21 protein-coding genes are annotated in these 21,277 nt (G+C 37.0%); 6 read left to right on the forward strand and 15 right to left on the reverse strand.

The genetic code is table 11. From position 1 onward, the window contains the following. Positions 1-90: 90 nt before the first annotated feature. The gene (locus AYJ08_RS00760; RefSeq protein WP_082890819.1) at positions 91-726 is read right to left on the reverse strand and encodes a restriction endonuclease; all 636 of its coding nucleotides are present in this window, start codon (positions 724-726) and stop codon (positions 91-93) included. Between the two features lie 677 nt (positions 727-1,403). Further along, complete coding sequence (locus AYJ08_RS00765) at positions 1,404-3,374, reverse strand: methyl-accepting chemotaxis protein (RefSeq protein WP_064016191.1); 1,971 nt, start codon at positions 3,372-3,374, stop codon at positions 1,404-1,406. 174 nt (positions 3,375-3,548) lie between these two features. Here AYJ08_RS00765 and AYJ08_RS00770 point away from each other — a divergent pair, with 174 nt between their 5' ends. After that, positions 3,549-3,773: a hypothetical protein gene (locus AYJ08_RS00770; protein WP_064016192.1), complete on the forward strand. Its 225-nt coding sequence runs from the start codon at positions 3,549-3,551 to the stop codon at positions 3,771-3,773. 206 nt (positions 3,774-3,979) lie between these two features. Next, positions 3,980-4,348 (forward strand): YybH family protein, encoded by a 369-nt coding sequence (locus AYJ08_RS00775; RefSeq protein ID WP_064016193.1) that lies wholly within the window; start codon positions 3,980-3,982, stop codon positions 4,346-4,348. A 28-nt stretch (positions 4,349-4,376) separates the two neighbouring features. Here AYJ08_RS00775 and AYJ08_RS00780 read toward each other — a convergent pair whose 3' ends face one another. The 4 genes from AYJ08_RS00780 to AYJ08_RS00795 form a co-directional block, all read right to left on the reverse strand. Further along, positions 4,377-4,931, reverse strand: a complete 555-nt coding sequence (locus AYJ08_RS00780; RefSeq protein WP_064016194.1) for a GNAT family N-acetyltransferase — start codon at positions 4,929-4,931, stop codon at positions 4,377-4,379. A gap of 31 nt (positions 4,932-4,962) precedes the next feature. Beyond that, complete coding sequence (locus AYJ08_RS00785) at positions 4,963-5,586, reverse strand: TetR/AcrR family transcriptional regulator (protein WP_064016195.1); 624 nt, start codon at positions 5,584-5,586, stop codon at positions 4,963-4,965. Positions 5,587-5,774: 188 nt separating this feature from the next. Then, positions 5,775-6,098 (reverse strand): hypothetical protein, encoded by a 324-nt coding sequence (locus AYJ08_RS00790; protein ID WP_064016196.1) that lies wholly within the window; start codon positions 6,096-6,098, stop codon positions 5,775-5,777. A gap of 23 nt (positions 6,099-6,121) precedes the next feature. Continuing rightward, positions 6,122-6,592 carry a hypothetical protein gene (locus AYJ08_RS00795; protein ID WP_064016197.1) on the reverse strand — a complete coding sequence of 157 codons (471 nt, stop codon included), beginning with the start codon at positions 6,590-6,592 and terminating at the stop codon, positions 6,122-6,124. A 1,085-nt stretch (positions 6,593-7,677) separates the two neighbouring features. On the opposite strand from AYJ08_RS00795, the gene AYJ08_RS00800 reads away from it, so the two are divergent. Together AYJ08_RS00800 and AYJ08_RS00810 are read left to right on the forward strand one after the other, a co-directional pair. Next, a complete protein-coding gene (locus AYJ08_RS00800; RefSeq protein WP_064016198.1) occupies positions 7,678-8,250 on the forward strand; it encodes a hypothetical protein in 573 nt (190 codons plus the stop codon). Between the two features lie 678 nt (positions 8,251-8,928). Next, on the forward strand, positions 8,929-9,222 hold the full coding sequence (locus AYJ08_RS00810) for an MmcQ/YjbR family DNA-binding protein (protein ID WP_231928957.1): 294 nt from the start codon (positions 8,929-8,931) through the stop codon (positions 9,220-9,222). A gap of 60 nt (positions 9,223-9,282) precedes the next feature. On the opposite strand, the gene AYJ08_RS00815 is transcribed toward AYJ08_RS00810, so the two are convergent. Together AYJ08_RS00815 and AYJ08_RS00820 are read right to left on the reverse strand one after the other, a co-directional pair. Further along, complete coding sequence (locus tag AYJ08_RS00815; RefSeq protein WP_064016200.1) at positions 9,283-10,386, reverse strand: hypothetical protein; 1,104 nt, start codon at positions 10,384-10,386, stop codon at positions 9,283-9,285. Next, positions 10,370-10,903, reverse strand: coding sequence for an RNA polymerase sigma factor (locus AYJ08_RS00820; protein WP_064016201.1), 534 nt, complete (start codon positions 10,901-10,903; stop codon positions 10,370-10,372). The genes AYJ08_RS00815 and AYJ08_RS00820 overlap by 17 nt, the downstream gene beginning before the upstream one ends. A gap of 431 nt (positions 10,904-11,334) precedes the next feature. Here AYJ08_RS00820 and AYJ08_RS00825 point away from each other — a divergent pair, with 431 nt between their 5' ends. Continuing rightward, complete coding sequence (locus AYJ08_RS00825) at positions 11,335-12,078, forward strand: suppressor of fused domain protein (protein WP_064016202.1); 744 nt, start codon at positions 11,335-11,337, stop codon at positions 12,076-12,078. A 549-nt stretch (positions 12,079-12,627) separates the two neighbouring features. On the opposite strand, the gene AYJ08_RS00830 is transcribed toward AYJ08_RS00825, so the two are convergent. The 6 genes from AYJ08_RS00830 to AYJ08_RS00850 all read right to left on the reverse strand — a co-directional run bounded on the left by AYJ08_RS00830 (position 12,628) and on the right by AYJ08_RS00850 (position 18,519). Then, positions 12,628-13,032 carry a hypothetical protein gene (locus AYJ08_RS00830; RefSeq protein WP_064016203.1) on the reverse strand — a complete coding sequence of 135 codons (405 nt, stop codon included), beginning with the start codon at positions 13,030-13,032 and terminating at the stop codon, positions 12,628-12,630. Between the two features lie 14 nt (positions 13,033-13,046). Then, positions 13,047-14,135: an N-acetylmuramoyl-L-alanine amidase gene (locus AYJ08_RS00835; RefSeq protein WP_064016204.1), complete on the reverse strand. Its 1,089-nt coding sequence runs from the start codon at positions 14,133-14,135 to the stop codon at positions 13,047-13,049. Between the two features lie 231 nt (positions 14,136-14,366). Further along, positions 14,367-15,221: a DUF5050 domain-containing protein gene (locus AYJ08_RS00840; RefSeq protein ID WP_231928958.1), complete on the reverse strand. Its 855-nt coding sequence runs from the start codon at positions 15,219-15,221 to the stop codon at positions 14,367-14,369. Positions 15,222-15,275: 54 nt separating this feature from the next. Beyond that, positions 15,276-15,929 (reverse strand): M23 family metallopeptidase, encoded by a 654-nt coding sequence (locus tag AYJ08_RS00845; RefSeq protein ID WP_064016205.1) that lies wholly within the window; start codon positions 15,927-15,929, stop codon positions 15,276-15,278. 291 nt (positions 15,930-16,220) lie between these two features. After that, positions 16,221-16,397, reverse strand: coding sequence for a hypothetical protein (locus AYJ08_RS23230; RefSeq protein ID WP_157452760.1), 177 nt, complete (start codon positions 16,395-16,397; stop codon positions 16,221-16,223). 733 nt (positions 16,398-17,130) lie between these two features. Next, a complete protein-coding gene (locus tag AYJ08_RS00850; protein WP_064016206.1) occupies positions 17,131-18,519 on the reverse strand; it encodes a hypothetical protein in 1,389 nt (462 codons plus the stop codon). A gap of 219 nt (positions 18,520-18,738) precedes the next feature. On the opposite strand from AYJ08_RS00850, the gene AYJ08_RS00855 reads away from it, so the two are divergent. Further along, positions 18,739-19,944, forward strand: a complete 1,206-nt coding sequence (locus AYJ08_RS00855) for an MFS transporter (protein WP_369799653.1) — start codon at positions 18,739-18,741, stop codon at positions 19,942-19,944. Positions 19,945-20,175: 231 nt separating this feature from the next. Here AYJ08_RS00855 and AYJ08_RS00860 read toward each other — a convergent pair. Further along, a partial coding sequence (locus AYJ08_RS00860; RefSeq protein WP_064016210.1) for a DHHW family protein occupies positions 20,176-21,277 on the reverse strand: 1,102 nt, incomplete at its 5' end.

A 21,277-nucleotide genomic window follows, 5' to 3' on the forward strand; every position in this document is an offset into this window, starting at 1 on the left:
TTGATAATGATTCTCAATTTCGTAGTAAATGTATCAGACAACGATATCTAGTGTCAATATGTAGATACCACTGAATAACAAAACCCAAAATCATATTCCACGTATTAGCTTTTCAGCCCTTTTATCCTTTTTCATTTCTCGACTTGAATCTGTATAATCAGTCCATGAGTCTAGAATTACTCTTGGCTCTGCCTCAATTATATCTTTTGCCTTTTCTAGATTCCCTTGTTTGAAAGCTGCGATAATGGAGATTAAATCCGTACGATCTAACAATTTTACATGGTTAATCCCGGCCAGAGTCTCACATGAATCCGTATATGTAGATGTTGCAATCAAAATGGACTTCTTCGCTTTATAAAATCTCATTGAGGAATATACCTCTTGCACACCGCTAATTCCTACTAAATTATCAATCTTATAACGTTTCGCTTGCACAACAGTACGAACCCCAGAGCGATCTGTAAAAACTAGGTCAGCCCCAAAGTCTCTGCTCCCCACTGTTTTATAAACCTCTTTATAGCCTAATGCATGAAACAGTCTATACAAATATATCTCAAATTCTGAGCCATCAAGCATTTTATCTATATCATGGATATCTATAGACAATGGATCAATATCAGTCGTTATTTGTCTCGTATTTGGAGATTTTTTAAGGAAGCCCCCGAATTTCAGAAATATTGCAACACCTATAATCAGAATCAAAAGCAAGAAAAACATCAATTTCATCTCATTTTCTCCTATCAGTGATTTTCATAGCTACATATAAGAAGTACCTGTGATCTGCTTCGAGGACTAGTCTGCATCTACCAATAGTCCCCATTTTGATCCTTGATTATTATATAACAATTGTAAAAATAAGTAACTTAAAAAAGAAAAGCACCTCAACGAGATGCTTTTCTTCGTATATACATACCTACAGTCGTACCACAGCAACTATTACAATGCCGTCACAACCAGTCTGTCAGTGTTGTTCTGGCTCCTAGTGAATGCAGGTCATTTCAATCTATAAATTATTCATTCTCCGTAACTTTAAAAATAAAGTCTCCTGAAGCAAATGTCACATCATTTGGCCCGATTTTTTTATGCTCCCATCAAAAAAAAACCTTACACTTTTGTAAGGGGAAAATGAATATAGAGACACAGATATATATAGTTCATTCTTATTGATACATCACTTTCGCTTCTTGGTTTCCTTCCTAATTTCTTCAAAAAATCGCCTAAAAATATGTTCCGTTTCCTTATAAAAAATCCCCTCTTAGTCAATACAGCAAGGTGTTTTGCTTCTTCCTGTCTACTAAGAGGGGAAAATATCAGAAACGATCTATCACTACTTCTCCACCCTCATAGGGTGATAGCTACAAATGACCGGCTTTCTCCATTTTGTATTTCCCTAGATCGTTCCCCTAGATTTTAAATTTTGCCAATAACCCCTGAAGCTCCTCAGCCATGCCTGCCAAGGAAGCAGCGGCATGGGTGATTTCCTCCATTGTCGCGAGCTGTTCCTCTGTTGATGCAGAAACCTCCTGCGTGCTTGATGCCGCTGTTTCTGCTACCTCCGTAATCATTTCCATGGAACTGACCATTTCCTTCGATCCCTCTGACAATTGTTTAATCGCTGCTGTAACCTCCTGAATTTGGGCTGTCACCTGCTCTACAGTTACTTGAATCAGTTCGAAGGAATCTCCAGCCGTAGTAATCAGGTTGATCCCCTCTTCCGCTTCTTGGGTGGCCAAATCCATCGAATGGACAGCTTGATTCGTCTCTTCCTGAATGCTCATAATCAGCTTATCCACTTGTTCAGCCGAATGGGTCGATTGCTCTGCTAATAATCGGACTTCATTCGCAACAACAGCGAATCCCCGACCATGCTCGCCTGCTCGTGCTGCTTCAATAGCTGCATTTAATGCTAACAAATTGGTTTGAGTAGCGATATTTGCGATAACGTCAACAATTTTACCGATTTCCTCGGAACGCTCACCCAAGCCCTTAATGACACTTGCCACTTTTTTAACTGTATGATTAATGGAACTCATCTGTTCTACTGCTGTCTGAATCGAATGACTGCCTTCTGTTGCTTTCACAGATGCTTCAATCGCTTTAGCTGTTACCTCTTCAGAATGGGAGGCCATTTGCTCTACACCCAGTGACATGCGCTGTACGGTTTCCGAGGTTTCTTCTACGCTATGAAATTGCTTTTCTACCCCGGAGGCTAATAACTGGATCGTCGTGCTGATTTGCTCTGTAGCTTTGCTTGTCTGATCTGCATTTGCAGTTAACTCTTCAGCCGAAGCGGCTACCTGATCTGCACTAAAACCTACTTGCCCAATCAGATTGCGAAGATTAGTCTGCATCTGCTGGAACGATTGAGACAGTAATCCAATCTCGTCCTCCCCGTTCACGCTAATCGTTTCAGTTAAATCCCCTTCACTAATTTTACGGGAAGCCTTTATTAAATTTTTCAACGGTTTGGTAATGGAAAGAATGACGAAGATCATCAAAATTGTACCTGCAAGTAAAGCCACTGCAATAACAACTAGAGTTTGAGTGAAGATAGGCTGAGCTGCTTCTTGAATCTCGGAGGCGAACATATTTCCGGCTATCTTCCAACCCGTTACTTTATTTGTTTCAAATGCGATAAATTCATTTGACTCATCTAGTTTTATCTGACCTGACTTCTGTGCAAATATCTCATCTTCCCATTTCTCCTTAAAATCAGTTCCGCTTTTTATCGTGGGATGAACCAAATATTTGCCTGTTTGATCGACAATAAATGCGTAGCCCTGTTGCCCAATTTTAACCTGGTGGACGATCTCGGCTAGATTATCTAAATTCAAATTCATTGCTACTACCCCGGAATTGTCCTCAAGTGTTTTCGCAATGGTTACGACCACCTTGCCCGTGGATGCCGATACGTAGGGCTTCGTAATAATAGCTTGTCCTTTTTTCGCGACAGCTTCCTGGTACCAAGGTCTGTTCCTTGGATCATAGTCGGCCGTCATTTTCTGAATAGGCTCTTGTATCATTACTCCATCTTTGGTTCCTACGAAAACACTAACCAATTCGGAATGCAGAGCGTAATATTCCTTCAATCTTTCTCTTATGGGAGCTTGCAGTCCCCCTTGTAAAAGCGGTGCGGTGATTTGCTTGGAAAAGTATGTGATATCATGGATGTTGGGATCAATCGTATCGTTGATAATTTGATCCAGCATATTAACACTTCTGATACCGAAATTGTTAATTTCCTCCTCCATTTTGTCTGCTGCAACTTGATAAGACATCATGCCAATTACGATACTTGGAATGATTAAAATAAGTGCAAAGGAGAAAATTAATTTTCTTCTGATCGTCAAAGTAAATTTAAATTTCCGTGCCATATTTTTTAAGTTTCCTCTCCATGCATTTTTTTCGTTGTTTTAATGTTTATCGGAAAAAAAATTCACGGAGAATATAGCTATTACACATTCTTGCTATGGTAATTAATTACAAACAGAAAACAGGATACCTACGGGCCTTAATGGGGTTCCTAGATGATCAAGATAAGGTAAAAAATGACACATGCTTTTCCTCCTGAAGCTCATAGAAAACGGCGTCGACCAATTTATCTAAACAATGTAAGTAATGCCCCAGATATAGAAGCTGAAGCAGCCCAAGGATCGCTTCATTTATCCAAACCAGCTCCTGCCCCTTTTATGTCACGCTATGTAGAAATATTGTTAGCAACCGCACCGGTTCAATCGCCTCGACCAATATCTACGCATATGCTGGCTGGATAGGAGTCTGTCTGTTAGGTGCTACTGTAAGTGCTTTAGCACTCCTATTTTGGGCACTGACCCTCCATTCACCACTTCGGAAGTAAACCTAGTTCCTTACTTTTATAGAGTAAAAGATATTTTGAACTATTTTCACTATCAATCTTGATAAATGATAGTTAAAAAATTATAATTTAACGTAAAATTCAAAATAAAGGAAGGGTACGTACATGGAGATATTAGATAAATATATAGGGGCAACGAACACCCACAACTTTAGTGAAGTGAAAAAATTACTGCACCCAAATGCCATTTACTACTTTTCCAATCACACCTGTACTACTCACCAGGAAATACAAGCATATTTTGAAAACGCTTGGTCCATCATTCAAAACGAGATTTATAAAGCCCAAGATATTCAATGGCTACATGTAGGGAATGACTCTGCAACCTGCACGTATACATATTGCTATGAAGGCTATATGAATGGCGAGTATACCAGCGGGCAAGGAAGAGCGACAAATGTATTCGTCAAAGAATCTACTGAATGGTTGCTTATTCATGAACATTTAAGTCCTTTACCTGCAAAAAAGATCTAGAAATCTAGATCTTTTGCGTAGCTTTCGCCTATTCACAAACAGCGGCATTTGTAGCAATATACTCTCTTTGAAGTATCCCCATGTGAAAAATGTCGCTCCATTTTCCGTCTCGAAAAATGTATTCTCGTGAAATTCCTTCGTGCTTAAATCCCACCCTTTCATACAAGGCAATGGCTTTTTTGTTAAAAGAAAACACTCGTAATGATACGCGGTGCAGGTTTAATTCCAAAAAGGCATAATCCAGTAGCAGCTTCATTGCCTCTGTTCCATAGCCTTTTCCCCAATATGCCTTCTCCCCAATATCGATGATGCATTCAGCATTCCGATTTTTACAATCAATGTGAATGAGTGAGACGATCCCAATAGGGGCTTCCGACTCCTTCTCGATAATCATATAGCTTTTCGATGTACTTGCTCCCAAAATGACCTGGTTCACAAATTCTTCTGTGCTATCTAATGTAAACAGATCAAGAGATGGATTGGTAGTTCGCATCACTTCCATATCATTTCTCCATCTATGATAGATAGCTACATCGTCGGCAGTCATTTTTCTAAAATAAATTCTTGCAGATTGAAACAGCATCGCCTTACTCCCCCTTTTGCATATTGTCTGCTTATTTTTCTGCAATCGGACAAAGCATTTCCCTTAATGAAAACAGCAACACGTCCAATTGCTCCTTCACCTTTGTTTTTTCTGGCCCCAAATGGGCAGTATCTAGCATTAAACCATCCATAAATGAAATCAGATAAAGCGAAATAGACTCAACTGGAATACGCGGACATATATCCCCCTGCTCGATTCCTTTGTGAAAAAAAGCCGTTAATACCTCAGCTAGACGTTGATAGCGTGCGGTGACATAAGGATAGCTGTCTCGATTCTTGCGGTAATTCGTTGATAAAAAAAACTCCGAATTAGCCAGCAGAAGAGATTGATCAAGCCTTTGCATTTCCTGCTGCTGCCGATTAACCCACTTGGTTATCTGTTGCCAGGACGTGCCTTTCTCATCTATACGAAAAAACATCGCATCCTTTTCATCCTCAGCATGAAGCAGTTCAAGATACACATGCTCGATGTTATCGAAGTATGAATACAAGGCCCCTCTTGAAACATCTGCCTCGTCCATGATGTCTTGCATCGTCGCTCGTGTATAACCCTTTTCCACAAACACCCGTTTTGCCGCTTGTAACAAATCCATTTTCTTTTGTTTTTTGTATTCCTCGCTTACTCTTGGAGCCATAGTGGTTCGAGCCTCCTGTAAAATATACAATGTTGTCGTTTTTGTTGGTATGTTTATTATAAAAGACATTGATGTCGTTTTCAATAAAAAGAAGTGAAAATATTCCATTCGATTTTGCTCTATAAAAAGAAAAAAGAGCAGCTTATCACCGCCGCTCCAATATCCTATATTTTATTCTATATGGATGCTTAAGGTTGTCCCATAAATTCTGTAAGCTTTGCAAAATTACCTTGCTGTCTCATACCTTCTATCATTCGATTGATTGAAGGTTTCGAAAACTGAAAATTTGACTCTAAGGTAGAATAGACTAACTCCTGAGTTATTGTGGATGCATCCAAAATATGCGCAAACTCTGGAACCGAGTCGCGTATTTTTCGGTCATACTCAGCGGTAATAAGGTCGCCTGTCAGCTTATCAGAAAGTAAATAAAGCAGAATATGAAGCTTAGATTGCTGGTCAGGTGATATGTTCTGTTCGATTAGCCAATCATAGTAGGTATTTTTTTCGCGCAATAAGGTTCCCCCTCAGCTATTCTCTAAGCTACGAACCAGAGGAGCCACTCAATCGCAACAACAATCTCCTGGATTGTTCCATCAGAAAGATTGGAGTTCGCTTTCAAAAAGTTCCTTAGTTGATCCTTTACATAAACAATAGCGTATTCTTCTTTTTGTTCCCACCCTTTGATGAGTCCTTCCAGATGATCTGCTATTTTATTAGACCATCTTTTAAATGATTGAGCCGCCGCAGGAGATAGCTTACTAATCGCTCTTTCTAACGTAGCTCCCCCTTTTCTAATGTGTTTAATAACTATTTGTACACCTTCTTTTGTAATATGAGTCTTCCATCCATAGGTCCCTACCTTTTGCGCCCCAACCTCACTGTTCGGTACTACTACAGCCTGCTGTACGGAAGATGTGGTTGATGCTGAAACAGGAACTGCTAGAGATACAGCCAATAGTGACGTAGACAAAAGACTTACAATCATTTTCTTAGATTGTTTACGCATAAATCTACCTCCATCCCAATGTAACTTACACCATTATCATAATTAGGTAATAATTGTAAGTAAATGGGTCTTATCTACCAAATGTTAACCTTTTACTATGCGAGATTAACATTTAGTATATGTAATTTATATATAGTATTCGTTAACTGTACAATGTGACTAGATTGAGAGAAATCCACCATGTTTTTTTAGTCATGTAAAAACCCTGAATGTTTGATTCATGCTTGGTTTTCTTGTTTTTATACCAATTTATGATTACTACTCCTATCACCATAATCTAGTAAAGAAAGCTAAATACCCTTATAGGAAACGGTGACATTTTATACACATTCATATACTTATACTAAATAAATAGCAATTTTTCCATCATCGTTTTTTTGCTTAACCTAATAGAACAGATATACTTCACTACCTATAAATACGATTACATTCCTTTGGAGTTAGTTTGTAAGTAAATTATAGCGGTGACCAAATGCATATGAATCTGAACCATTATACCCAGTGAAATTAGCAGCGGGATATTTCATTTTTAGTTACTAATTTGGTGTTTTATGCTTCACATTGTCGATGTAAAAGCTCCGTTTGCACCAAGTATATGAAGATACTCGCGCAGCTTATCGCTGTCATATGTTATAGCAACACATCAAAAGAGCTATCGCATTCTTTTTTATCGGTGAAAGCTTGTCATATTTTGTCTAACACGAAAGAGGGTTTCTCCTTTTTTATTTTAAAGGAAAACCTCAAGACACCATGCAAAATACCATATAGGAGGCAACAAGCGGTTTTAACACATACATTGATGCTTTTTACTGTACAATAGGATGTTATTAAAATAGCTAAACTCAAGAGAAAGTCTCAACGTAAAATACAATATATTGTTGTAAGTGAGACACCATTTCTCAACAACAGCAACTGAGTTATGGATTATGGAAAAATTAGTACACAAGTTGATTAATACACCTATTTGTACTGAAAAAACAGCTAAGGAAAAAAGGTTAAGGGATTTTTTGGTAAAAAATACATCTTAAATTGGTTATTTTTGTAATATTTGTTATAATAAAACAAAAAGGAGGGTGATTCTTTTGATGAAAAGATTTTCGTTAAGCTTATTGGCATTTCTTACTACATTAAGCATGACAACATCTGCTTTTGCATCAATTGAGAGCACGACGACTTCTCCTATTGAACAAAGCGCGGAATATACGTACACCTGCCATGGAATTATCTTTGCTGGCCCAAATCCATTGAGTGAACATCAATTGGAGAGTATGTATGAGAGCATGATGAAAGAAAATAGAACATCAATCATTGACGGACCTGGTGGAAGCGCTGAAATTGTCTATGGTCCAAAATACGATCATTACGACCATAGTGTCCACAGAGAAATGGCTGACATCATTGTTTCTTGGGTGGCAGAAAAGATTCCGATTCCAACAAAAAAATTAAAAAAGGCACTATTAGGTTGGACTATTGCGAAGCTTTCCGCATGGAGCAAGAAAACATTAGCTGATACTTATGTTGGATATTGGGTTTGGAAGGTACAGGATTCTGACATACAATCTGATATTTACTACGAGACTGTTGTTCATTACAAAGATGAGAATTTTAAGAAGCCGAAAAAAGTAGAGTATTACGAAATAGACCGAAAAAAGTGGTAATCCATATCTAAAAATGGGAGTATCTCTTTCGTTTTTAGGAATTGGGAGGAACACATATGAACCATGAAAAAAGATACTCCATGTTTATCTTTTTTGTTTTTATTAGTATATGTATAAAGCTGAATTATTGGGTCGATTTCCTATTTACCAACTTTTATCTTGCATCAATAATTGAGCTATCCATCATTTTTCTTATCCTTACATTCTTTGATTCGTTTCTGACAAACGCAGTTAAACGGTTTTGTGAAAGATTTAAGATCAGACTTGTTTATCTTTATCTAGTCTACATTGTCTTATATTTGGTTGTGTTTGGAGCAATCATCCCTTTACCCGCCTGATTCATTTCTAGAATATAAATCATTCCACCCAGATTGCTTTCAACAACGGATCAGCTTATCCCTCTGCTGATAATAAAATGAAAAAAATGATAAAAGTCCAATCCTGTTCCTTCCTTAGGTTGTCCTCCTGTTTGTTCTCTTCCTATACGTCATCAACAAGCCTCGTTCCTTCTCTTTTTCATGATAAAATCCTTGCACTGCCTCCAACCTCTTTTTTCAATCAATAGTCTCTTACACCTAAGATAGCCATCAGTGATAAAATGAAAAAAATGCGTGCAGAAAGGAGCTTATCATGGAAAAATCCACACTGGAAGCCTATTGAGCGGTTCATGATTACAAAGTGGAATGGGAAGCAGAGCGTTATCAGGTAGGAGGAAAAATGTTTGCAATGCTTGGTGGAGATTCTAGCGGAAGGCCTATCCTATCCTTAAAATGCGATCCAGCTCGAGCCGAACAGCTAAGAGAAGCATATGAGGGGATTATTCCTGGTTACTACTTGAATAAAAGTCATTGGAATTCTATTTATTTAGATGCCGATATTCCTGCTGAATTGTGGGAGAAGCTGATTACTCATTCTTATGAATTGGTTTTTCATAAGCTACCTAAAAAAATTCAAAAGGAATTAGTAATATAGTGCTGTCAAAAGGACAAAAAAGCTACTGACAAAGTATGCTAGTCAGTAGCTTTTGCTTATTCACCAAACAATGAGACCCCTAACATTACCACCGTCCGATCTATCAATCGCTCTATCAGTTAATATGGAGACGGCTGTTTTCCCCGGACTCTGAAATAAATAGCCTCCCATATGATCACCGCCATCAACCTTATACCCAGTAACATCTATTCCAGTTATGTTTTTGATGAGCGGTTTACCCACTGACATCGCTTCGTCTATTGATTTGATATTATAATGATCAGTTTCATAATGTACACGATACACTTGACCTGTTTTTGCTCCAATCTCAACAGAATATTTGTCATGATACTCATCTTCCTTATTGGAGAACCTCCACCTATCTTCTTTTTCATAAGAGGTCTTTTTTGCATGATTAAATGAGAAATCATTTTTATTTGAAAGTTTCACTAACGCTTTTTGAGCTATGGACACATACTTTTTATCCACATTATCCAGATTGTAATCTAAAGAGTAATGGTCCACTTTATTTGTATTCAGATCGACACTAAGCCTCTGGTTAACTTCTGACAAAAGAGTCATGCCAGTTCCTGATTTGTTTTTATAAAGACGGACCGTTTGAAAATTATCATGTAGATTCGTTTCCTTAATCCGATTTCGTGCGGTCTCTACATATTGTTGATAGATATTCGGCAGCTCATCTATATTATATTCAGCCGTGACGCTTATAACCTCTGTAGTTCCAGCTTTAAACCACACCATTGCCTCTCGATCCTCTGTCTCTAACGTATAGGAATCAGTGTGTTTATCCAACTTTTCAAAATGAAAATCCTTATTAATGCCAAACGCTTTTTTTATTTCTGTTTGAGCAGCCGTAATATACTTTTGCTCTATTACATCCTTATTTCCTGATGTGTCTATTGAAGAAGAGGTTTCTAATGGAGAAGAGAATGGCTTCATCCAGATAAAAGCAAATAACGCTGCACATGTGATAAGTCCTTTTGCCGCCCATCCCAAATATGCTTTCCGTCTTTTTTGTTTTTGCATCATTCTTCTCTCCTTTCGTATGTTTTCTACTATCACTTGCTTGCGCTCCCAAGAAAGGTTCTGATTGGGGAAATGATTTAACTCTTCCAATATCATTTGTTCATCTTGTGACGGCATCTTGAATCACCTCCGAAACAGGAACATTCCGTTTTTTTTGAACAGCTTTTATTGCCCTATGTAAAGTGAGATTTACTTTGGCTTCGCTCCACCCCAATACCTCCGCAGTCTCCCCGCTAGATAACCCCTTGATACCACGCAATATCAGCACGTCCCTATAAGATCGTTTCAACTGATTGATGATGTTATAAAGAAAACGTTTATTCTCGCTTAATTCTAAAGATTCTTCAGGTGTTTTATCAGGTGAAACGAGATGCTGCAGGAATATATCCGGCAGCCAGCTTATTAGCTTTGTCTTACGCTTTTCATCAATGGCGACATTTCTAGCAATGGCAAACAGCCATGTTTTGGGATTTGCAATCTCGGTATAATGGATAGCCTTTAGGGCACGAATAAAGGTCTCTTGTACAAGATCGTCTATATCCGTTCGCCCCGTATAATAGACGAGAAAACGATATATATCAGTGCTGTACGCTAGAAACCATTGTTCAATGCGTGCTCCAGCATTGTCATCCAATTGTGTTCCACCTCCTTATCACTGTATAGACGGAAGAGCTTCTGCTGATCTTTCACTTTTATTATAAAAATTTTTTGGCTGCTCTTCTCTTGCCGGGGTATAGGTTGTAGCCCTGTACGATACGTTCTGGAAAATCATTTTTTCACCGAGTCATTCATGTGAAACTTTACAATGAAATTCCTTATTTTACTTGCTATTTTATAAAGCATTTACTTAAATATAAATGTGTAGGTAAACGTGTCATGTAAGGCTAGTTTACTTCGTCCTTGCAATATTTTCATAATCTTCATTTAATGTGCACAAATGAAATACATAGGTAAAGAAGGAATAGAACAGCATACGCTTCTCTCGTTCACAAAACAAGATGAGAAGCACAAGAAGACTTCCAAGAAATTTGTTGAAAACAAATAATGCAAAGGGGAAAATGTTAGATGAATTTTTTAAAAAAGATATTCGGCGGCAAGAACAACGGAGAAAAATCAAAGGACGGCACTACGATTTACAAATATGAAGAATCAGCTAGCTATTCTCCCCCAGCCCCAATGGAATATGTAGAGGAAATCGCGGAACATTTTGAAGCAGTATTTCCCGGAAGAGAAAGCAGTGTTTTTCATGAGATCATATCTGATACCATACATATTGATGTGAATATATTGAAGCCTACAGAAGAAGAGCCCTTTTGGGTCTTATATACAACTGGTATGAGTGATTTACCAATGACAATACCAGATGAGGTGCAAGAGCAGCTTGATGATCAATTCGATCGAGCAGAGGTTATGATGTTCCTGCCAGCTTCTTGGGAATTAACACAAGAATCGATGCAGGATGAAAATAATTATTGGCCGATCAGATTAATGAAGCAGATGGCTCGTTTTCCTCATCAGTATAATACCTGGTTGGGATATGGACATACCATCCCCAATTATCAGGACTATGAGCCATATGCAGATTCAACTGGGTTAAACGGAGTTGTCATCTTCCAGTTAAAAGAGGAAATCAGCGTCATTCCAACAAAGGATGGCAATAAGGTTAATGCCTATTTCCTGCTGCCTTTATATAAAGAGGAAATGGAATATAAATTAGAGCATGGCATGGATGCCCTGATGGAGAAATTATCGGAGTTAGGAGATGAAGTGCTGGTTTTACAGCCGAATAGAAGGAATACTTGTGGGTAGTTTAGTTAGGCATCAAGAGCAAGTTTTTTTTCGATTCTGATTTACATGCGGAAAACTACTCAAGTTATGTTTGGCAGTCATGCGTTATTTTCTGGATTTATAAAAAAAGGCAACACGAAAAGCCCTTGGGATTCAGCGAACCATTAAACTCCTGATTAACTCACGTTCTGTATTTGTCTTTTCTGCCTTATGCAATTGCTCCGCCAAAAGCAGAATTGAAGATTTTTTAAGCCCTGAACATTTGCATAGCGTTCTAGTTTCTTAAGTGATGGCTGCTTCTTGTTATTTTTTTCGGTTAGATAACTAACAGAAAGATCAAGTTCCCTACTCATTTCGGTAGCTGTATATCATGGTGACAGGAGACTATTCACCACAGAAATTCAGGGATACTTCCCTATTCTAACACCAGCTAATTTTTTTAATATCATTGCTGCCCGGAGCGACCGACACTACATTAGAATCATTACGGTCGTTAACCAATGTTAGTAATAAAACCGGTTACACCCTTAACGTGGTGAAAACCGGTTTCTTATAACTTCCTATTTGTTTCTATTGTTCTCTAGTAACCTTTGTAATTAACCATTCTTCGTTATATTTAGTCATAGTTAAGTTTTCGGTGTAATTTGTTGGTTGCTCGTTTTCTTTTGGAGATGAGCTAACGGTTACAACCAAACTATATTCATTATCGGAAATTTTTTCGATTTTTGTGTCTACGATATGATCAAGATGTTGATCTTTAAAGATGTTGAGTTGATCTTCTTCAACAGCTTTCTTTGCTTCTTCCCTGGTTACTTTCATGAGTAACTCTTTATCACCTTTATACTCTGCTTCAATGTATTGAACAGCTAAATTCTTTAGAGTGGATTCGACATTTTGACTCATAGTAGATTGATTTCCACATGCTGCAAGTAACAAAAAAGAAAGCAATAAGGTAATAAACGGAATTAGCTTCATTTTAAATTCCTCCTTTAATCAAACCACCAGTCTTTTACTCCTCTGTAAATCTTATTAGCAATCTCATCCTGTCCTGAGCTTGACTTCAAATATTTCAAATCAGAACTATTGGATATAAAACCTGTTTCAGTCAAAATTGAGGGCATTTTAGTTCCACGTAAAACTGCCAAGTTACGGTTGTCTTCGTATGGAGATTTATAGTCGCGTAGGACATCGATAACTCTGTTGTGTACAAAATCGGCAGCCTCTCTACTTAATTTAATATGATGATTGTTAGGATATATTACAGTGGTTCCTTTAACACTGGAATTTGAACTGGAATTGATATGTACACTAATGAAAATATCTGCTTTTTTTTCATTAGCAAGTGCATATCTTTTATCAAGATCAATATACTTGTCTGTTGTGCGAGTCATATATACGGTGGCATTTAATCTATCTTCGAGATAATCTCTGAGTTTTTTTGCGATCTCAAGATTCAAATCAGCCTCTTCCGTTCCGTCGCTTCCTATTGATCCAGGGTCTTTTCCACCATGACCGGGATCAATAACTATGACTGGATCAGCACCTGGCTCATTTCTCATAGGAGACACTTTTTGTTTCTTACTTTTTTCTTTAACCTCAGTTGGACGTTCAAAAGGAACTGAGAAATCGTACATATCAAGATATCCGATTGGAGCACCATCAATTAAAAAATCTACTTCTTTGATATCGTCAAACTGATAAGCTGTTCCCAACAATGAGTCTAAAATAAACCCAACATTGTGGTTATTTGTCAAATTATCCTGAAACTCATGATTCAGATCAATCGTAAGCTTTTCCCCATCAAAGTCTAGGTTATTTATATCGGTTCCCTTTGGAATCTCGCTAAATGCCTCACTGTTTTCATAATTGCCTGATAATAATTCGTGCAAAGCAAATGAGACTTTTTCTTTAGTACTGTTTGCGTCCTTAGGAATATCAATTTTTATAGTTCGATCTAGACCATTCAAATTTTTTAATACGATTATACCTTTTTGTTCTTCTTTTAGAGCAAATGCACTTTGACCTACAACTCCAAAGAGTAATAAGCATGTAAGAGTGGAGGCAAGGATTCTACGCAATACAAACAACTCCTTTAAACGAATTTTGATAAAAATTGTTACATTAATGTAGGGCTTGTACTAAGATCGAGAAGAATGACTTCCTCCTTTCAAGATTTTTACAGCTGATACATAATAATTATATTCAAACTGTTTATCTTACCTTTAGGTTTATTTAACTTCCTGTTTGTTCGTTCCGTCTGTTTTAACACGGTGAAGATTTGCTTTTTGCCTACCTTCCCAATAAAAAACCTATCCTTTTGCGATATTAAGCCGCTCTACAGTATCATCTAAAATCTTTGTTTTATTGGTACCATCTATCCTAATTTTATATAATTTGTTGTGGTCCATGTCATTGCTGTAATAGATCCATTCATTATCCACAACAACCGAATTAATGGAATCATCAGTTAGTTTTGTGCTTTTTGTTCCATCTATCTTCATCTTATATAATTTGAACTTATCCCTCCCATTGGCGAAATACAACCACCCATCCGAATAGCTAAGGAAGTTTACACGGTTATCACTGATTTTCTCTTTACTGCTCCCATCATTCTTTATACGATAAAAGGCACTATCATCGTTTCCATTACGATAGAAAACATATGGTTCCAATACCAATAGTTGCTCCGAATAATCATCGGTAATTTTTTGTTTACCAGACCCATCCGTTTTCATTCTATACATCACAGGCGTATACCCGGAATAGTCCGAGTAATAGATCCAATCATCCACCACGTTGATATAACCTGATGGTTCCTTGGTTAATTGGGTTTTGGAAGTGCCATCCGTTTTCATCTTATACATCATAGCGTTTTTATCTAATGCTCGATAATAAATCCAATCATCTACAACATTGAGATCATAAGCTTGATCATCTGTGATTTTTGTAGGATTTGATCCATCTGCCTTCATCTTGTACAACTTATTTTGATCATTCGTGTTAGCATAATAAATCCAATCATCTGAACTTGAACTAATGAACCCCATGTTCGTAATATTACCAACAGTATTTCCCATCGATTGATTACTTACATTTGTGCTAGCACATCCAGAAAGGTTTATAGCAAGTAGGATCATCACAATGAATGAGCTTATTATTCTCATGGTTCCCTCCTAAAAATAATTTCCCCTTGAGGTGCCAAGGGGAATTTGTATTACCTACTGATCGGATGTTTCTTCACTGTATAGTTCATTGTACGGGTTAGGTACAAAGCCATCTTCATCTACAGTTGATTGGATATCTAGACTTCTTGGTTGCTCCACATAGTTTAGAGGGTCTACAGGTACTGATTTATTTGATCTATCAGGTTCCTTCGAAGATTCTCGTGTTTCAAAATGCAGGTGGACTCCTGTTACTTCACCGGTTTCTCCCATCAAGCCCAATTTTGTTCCTTTTGAAACTTCCTCATCTACATCTACGATAGGCTTTTTGTGCATATGTGCATACCTTGTTTGAACCCAATCATTTTTTCTAAGTTTGTGGTTTATATAGACTACATTTCCGTAGCTACTAGACTCTTCAGAACGAATCACTGTTCCCCGATAAGCTGCTACGATTTTGTCTCCTGGAACCCCTCTTTTCACAGGAGCGATGTCAAGTCCAGCATGCAACACTCTCTTCCCTGTTATAGGATCTTTTCGATATCCGAAGTCACTGTTAATTTTGCTGGAATCTGGAACTGGCCACTTGAATGGATACGTACCAGGATCTTCTCTGTTAGGTTCGACTTTAGCATGTGCGGAAGAAATGACTGTGAGAATAGACGCAACTGCAAGGATACTTGCAATAAGTTTTTTCTTTTTCATATTCATAACAACCTCTCCTAATAAATATTACCAACAATGATATTTTTTGTAAATATTTCATAAAAAATATTATCTAAATCAAATTGAGACAACTATACGGAGAAACACACTTCTGACTACCACCCCAGAACTCTGTGAACATAAGCTATTTCCTCTTTAGGGGTGGTAGTCACATCTAATTTTTTTGAGTAAAGGTTCTGAGAATTTCTGTGAATCGCAACCACGCTGTGTTAAGATAGGGATGTATTTAATGTTTTGTTATTGGACGTTCCTCGCTGGCCGGCTGGGAACGTCCTTTTATCTTTCATCGATCATCACCTCCTCCAAGATTCTTTTAAATTCTCTCTCCTGTTGATGTGTTGTTTGATTTTTGTTTTGAGACTTGACTGCTGACTTTTGAAATCCAATAGATTTCTGATCATTGTTTTTATTCTGCAAACAATCTATAGGGTCTGAGTCACTCCACGCTAGCATATTATTTCCTCCTATTCAGATTTTTCTCATCGTCTGTCTGAATATCTTTACTTAGTTTGACTGAGTGGATAATCAAGGAAGGGAATAGCTGAAAAATGGCTATTTCAAAAGGGTTTTGTAGTTTTCTGTACAGCTTATTTTACGTGATAGTTACTTTGTTGTTTTTGTAACTTTTTGAATTACAACGATATATTCATCCAGTTGCTGATTGAAAAAGATCCTTCTTGGATAAATAATTTACTAACTTCTGGCGCACGACTTCAAGATCGTCATTCTGTGATAAAGTGGCAGCACAATGTAGTGATTGGAAAGAGGACGTTCCTGTACTGTGGGAATGAGGATTGTCCCTTTCTATTTCAAGCTCATTATTAATATCAACCTCCTCCTTAATAACCAATATTTACTAATCAAACTATACATCAGCTTTCATCAAAATCCTGACTGAGAAAATTGTATAAAAAGTTAACGCGGTAAAAATGAGTTAATACTTAGGTTAATTTTTTTCGGAACCAGACATCAAAATAACATAAAAAACGTTTATACGGAGGTCTCTAAACATCCGTATAAACGTCATAACAGGTGGAAGCGCTATATGATTAAGGGAAATATATAACGTTTAATGAAAAAATGAAAGGTGAATAAGAATAACTTGGCTCCTTTCATCACTTAATACGATTACCCACCTACACCATGTTGATAAGCTATAATTGCCATGATAGCTACATGAACTCCACTAATTAATCTGGTTGACACGGCTAACGAAAGTAAAGGTTTCTTCATCCTCACAACCTCCATCCATAATATTTTGAAAGTAATCTATTTGTTGATCTGATGCATAATCTTTATATTTCCAGAACAATTTCAAAGAACGTTTATACTCCTCATGATGATTGGCAATATCAGCTAAAGCTATACACCTTAATATATCATCTAACCCTGTTCCAATGCGAGAATTTTCAAATTCATACTTAGATTTGTGATACCTGAATTGCAAATATCTACTAACATTTACAGGATCTCTGTAGGAATCAAAACTAATGATTGAGTCAGAAAAACGCTCAAGAATATCATCTATTGAAAATTTATATACATTAGCAGATTGCACAATGGTTATTAGTGCAGGTAATATTTCTTCTGAATGATTTTCAAGAAAATTTACATAGTCGGTCAAAATATTTATATTCCCCGATAACAAATCTAGAGTGTATAAATTTGCTTTGCTCCAGACGGAGAACTTTTCTACTTCTCTCTTTCCCACATCATCTAGCAATGTAAACCAACTTAAATCAGCGTATCCTTGAAGGTATTTTTTGGATTTTTCATATTGTCCTTGCATTTCAAGAGCTACACTTTTCAATAAATACCCTTGCCCATAATATACAACGAGATGTCGGTCAGTTGTAAGTGGTTCAATGATATTATTATTAATCTTTCTCAATTCATCATTGTAAACAGCTTCTGCCAATTCCCTTAATTCATCTGCATATGTCTCAACTTCTTTCCATCTGTGTAATGTAAAACAAATAGTAGATAATTGTAATAATGCATCTAATTGAAATCTCTCTGGCACGCGTTTTCGAAAAGGATGGAATTGAATAATCGCTTTCCAGTTCTCTTCTGCATTCTTTCCCAGATAAACTCTAAATAATTTATAGTGGCTGATAGCTAAACGTTCAGAATGACTGTCCTTTTCATGTTCAGTTATAATCTGATAAAAGAAAGCAGACTCTTTCTTTTTTCCTTTGTCAAACAATGATTCAGCAACAGAAAACAAAATCTCAATGTTCTTTTGATCTTCCAGTAACCTTGGCATAACTAAATTTATGCAGTCAAATTTACTTAGCTCTGAACATCTTATTAAGTAAGACACCATCTTATGACGAATTACTTTCTCATTAGAAAAACATTCATCCACGTACAACGGATAAAACCATCCATCACCATATCCAAATACCCTCGTAATTCGATCAAGTTGTTGTATGGGTATAGGGCGATTTTTTTTTAAAAAGGTACTCAAATTTCCTATCTTTATATCTGCTAACTTACCTAGCTGTGTGAGATTAAAACCGAATAACATCATGCTCCTTTCAATTTCAGAGCGTAACGTTTTTATTGAACCCATTTCAAAAATCCCCACCTATTGATATAACTGTAATATTTTTTTATTTTAACTTATAATACCAATTAATAGTAATATATGTTATAAAAAAGGTGGAAAGATTATAAATAATAAACATTTAAAAGATTAAACATAATGAAAGGAAAAAATATGATTACACGATCTTTTTATTACTTATTCGGGACTCAGACGCTTTCAAATATAGCTGATATTATTTATTTGATGGGTCTGATATCCTTAGTTTTAAACAGCACTGATTCGCTACTGATAACTATTTTTGTTCCCTTATTCCGATTCTTCTCGAAAACGTTGAGTGGTTTATTGGCACCACTGGTACTCTCAAGGTACAGATTACCTGGAATACTTCTTTTTTCGCAATTCGGACAGTTCTTTCTACTTGCTTTGCTGTTATTTTATCTTTGGATGGTTCCAGAGGAGCGCTCATATCCCATCGTTTTTCCAATTGTATTTGGAATGTCCTTTCTGGATGGGTGGACTAATCCTGTGCGTAATGCGCTTGTGCCCCGTTTAGCATTAGGGGAAGGTTTGATGAAAGCAAATGGTTTCATTTCCGTAAGTGATCATATTGTAAAATGCGCGGGATGGGCTATAAGTGGGGTAATTGTTGTTTTGATTGGCTCGCAATCTACGCTCACGTTAGCGTTGGTCTGTTACTTTATAGCGATGGTGTTTACAGCTCTTATTAAAGATCCTCTGGACATGAATGCAGAAAAGAAAAAGCAACTTGATAAAGAGGAGAATGTAACAGGAAGGGACAAGACTACTGAGGGAAAAGAGTCATTTTGGAATGATTTTTCAGAAGGTTGGAAAATCATTGGGCATAACCAACGTATTCGTACACTTACCATCATTGATACATTGGACACCATGGGGGGAACAGCCTGGATTGGCGTGTTTGTATTGGCTTTTGTTAAGCAAGTCCTGAATCGTGATGAAAGCTGGTTAGGCATCATGAACGGCTCCTTTTTTGCCGGGTCAATTGTAGGTGGTATTTTAGTAGTGGCTTTGGTAAAACGGCTACAAAAGCGCAGTTTTCTCTTCATGTTACTTGGATTTACCGTATATATCCTATTAGCTGTGTTTTTTGCATGTAATACACACCCTCTACTTGCCCTCGTACTCATGACATTAACTGGACCACCAATAGAAATAGCTGCTGTAATAAGAAGGACTCTTTTTCAGCAGAGTATAAATGCTCTCCAGTTGCCCAAAGCATTAGCTGCGTTGGATGTTATGGTCAATCTTACATTTGGTGTTTCTTTATTAATGTTGGGATGGTTCGCAGATCGATTCGGTATAGACAATTTGTACCTTTTAGCTGCACTTCTGACGACAGTAGCTGTTATTGTTGGTTTCTTAAATCGCAAGACATTTAGTAAAACAGGAGAATTACAAGAGGCTACGTAAGATAAATTCGTTACAATTACTAATAATGATATTATTGGGAGTCCCTTCAATATTAGTTGTTACTGGCATTGAAGGGACAACACAAACAAAAATCCTTTAATTAAATAGTTTAATTGACGAATTTGTAGGAGGCTTTGATTTGTATTCTGCTCTATATTAGAAAGGAATTTTATTCCTTGCAGTAATGTGGAAATATTACTCATGCCCAATACTCAACAGCATGTTCTTTATCTACTCTCCTGCCCTTTTTTCAAATTGATAATTGTTACTGAATAGATTGTCATCATGGCAAGCGATGATAAGGATATCGTATTTCTCGCTAGTCAAAATCTTTTTTAAGCTGAAATCCGAATAATAGCGATTGTCTAAAACGGTTAGTTTGTTAAAATGCTGCGCCAGATAAGGCGTAATTGGATTCATGTAAGAATCTTTTATCAGCAGGACATTTAATTGATTATTGGCTTTTGGATTTTCATAAGCGATTTTTCGTTTGTCTCCACCATATAGGATCTTATAAGAATAATCGCTTTCTCCATATTTGAAACGATAAAAATCATGAAAGCTCGTGATAAATTCTTTGCCGTCCGTGCTAATAGCCTCAAAATTCTTAAATGTAAACGGCATTTTTGGTTCATAAATCGGCGTTCTATCTGCATTTTTCGGATTTACAGCATAATTGATTTGAGTATTGTAACTGCCTTTGAAATTACCGGTTGTTAATGTAGAAACATTGATCTCATCCAAGGACATTGGCGTGCCTTCGAATTTGGAGGACTTTTTAGATAGCTGCGTAATCATTTCCTGATAAGCTATGAAAGCGCCTTTGATATTCCAATGATGGTCGGTTTCGAAGTAAAGCTCTTCCAATTGTGCCTTTGTAAAGGTATCGAACTTTTCTCCCAGATTAATCACGTTTACATCTTTATCGAGTTTAGACAAGAAATACTCTTTCGATTTAGCATAAGCGTCGGTTTGAAAATATTTCGGATATAAATGCATCAACGCTTTGGTCCTTGACGGATTAAAGACGAAGTATGCTTCTGTTTTTTGGTTTTTGGCGAATGTAACGGCGTCGTTCAATCTTGCCGTTGCGGCGTCGATTTCATTCTTATGAACGACTTTGTTGGGAATTGGCAAAATCCATTTATTGTTCGTCACTACAAGCTTGGACACGATGCGGGAATTTTTTATTTTTGTTCCGTCTTCGGGTTTCCGCGGCTTGTTGTCCTCAAACAAGTTTTCGAACAGCATGGAATTAAAAATCTCTGAATTTTGCTGATTTTGGTAGATTCTAATCATTTCGTTGCGAAAAACAATTTGGTCATTCCAATAC

It is taken from the genome of Brevibacillus sp. SKDU10, from assembly GCF_001645205.1.
Classification (GTDB): domain Bacteria; phylum Bacillota; class Bacilli; order Brevibacillales; family Brevibacillaceae; genus Brevibacillus_B; species Brevibacillus_B halotolerans.

Coding starts and splice junctions, on each gene's coding strand:
- AYJ08_RS00760 (WP_082890819.1), bottom strand. CDS start 726: ATGAAATTGATGTTTTTCTTGCTTTTGATTCTGATTATAGGTGTTGCA.
- AYJ08_RS00765 (WP_064016191.1), bottom strand. CDS start 3,374: ATGGCACGGAAATTTAAATTTACTTTGACGATCAGAAGAAAATTAATT.
- AYJ08_RS00770 (WP_064016192.1), top strand. CDS start 3,549: ATGACACATGCTTTTCCTCCTGAAGCTCATAGAAAACGGCGTCGACCA.
- AYJ08_RS00775 (WP_064016193.1), top strand. CDS start 3,980: ATGGAGATATTAGATAAATATATAGGGGCAACGAACACCCACAACTTT.
- AYJ08_RS00780 (WP_064016194.1), bottom strand. CDS start 4,931: ATGCTGTTTCAATCTGCAAGAATTTATTTTAGAAAAATGACTGCCGAC.
- AYJ08_RS00785 (WP_064016195.1), bottom strand. CDS start 5,586: ATGGCTCCAAGAGTAAGCGAGGAATACAAAAAACAAAAGAAAATGGAT.
- AYJ08_RS00795 (WP_064016197.1), bottom strand. CDS start 6,592: ATGCGTAAACAATCTAAGAAAATGATTGTAAGTCTTTTGTCTACGTCA.
- AYJ08_RS00800 (WP_064016198.1), top strand. CDS start 7,678: ATGAAAAGATTTTCGTTAAGCTTATTGGCATTTCTTACTACATTAAGC.
- AYJ08_RS00815 (WP_064016200.1), bottom strand. CDS start 10,386: ATGCCGTCACAAGATGAACAAATGATATTGGAAGAGTTAAATCATTTC.
- AYJ08_RS00825 (WP_064016202.1), top strand. CDS start 11,335: ATGAATTTTTTAAAAAAGATATTCGGCGGCAAGAACAACGGAGAAAAA.
- AYJ08_RS00830 (WP_064016203.1), bottom strand. CDS start 13,032: ATGAAGCTAATTCCGTTTATTACCTTATTGCTTTCTTTTTTGTTACTT.
- AYJ08_RS00840 (WP_231928958.1), bottom strand. CDS start 15,221: ATGAGAATAATAAGCTCATTCATTGTGATGATCCTACTTGCTATAAAC.
- AYJ08_RS00845 (WP_064016205.1), bottom strand. CDS start 15,929: ATGAATATGAAAAAGAAAAAACTTATTGCAAGTATCCTTGCAGTTGCG.
- AYJ08_RS23230 (WP_157452760.1), bottom strand. CDS start 16,397: ATGCTAGCGTGGAGTGACTCAGACCCTATAGATTGTTTGCAGAATAAA.
- AYJ08_RS00850 (WP_064016206.1), bottom strand. CDS start 18,519: ATGGGTTCAATAAAAACGTTACGCTCTGAAATTGAAAGGAGCATGATG.
- AYJ08_RS00855 (WP_369799653.1), top strand. CDS start 18,739: ATGGGTCTGATATCCTTAGTTTTAAACAGCACTGATTCGCTACTGATA.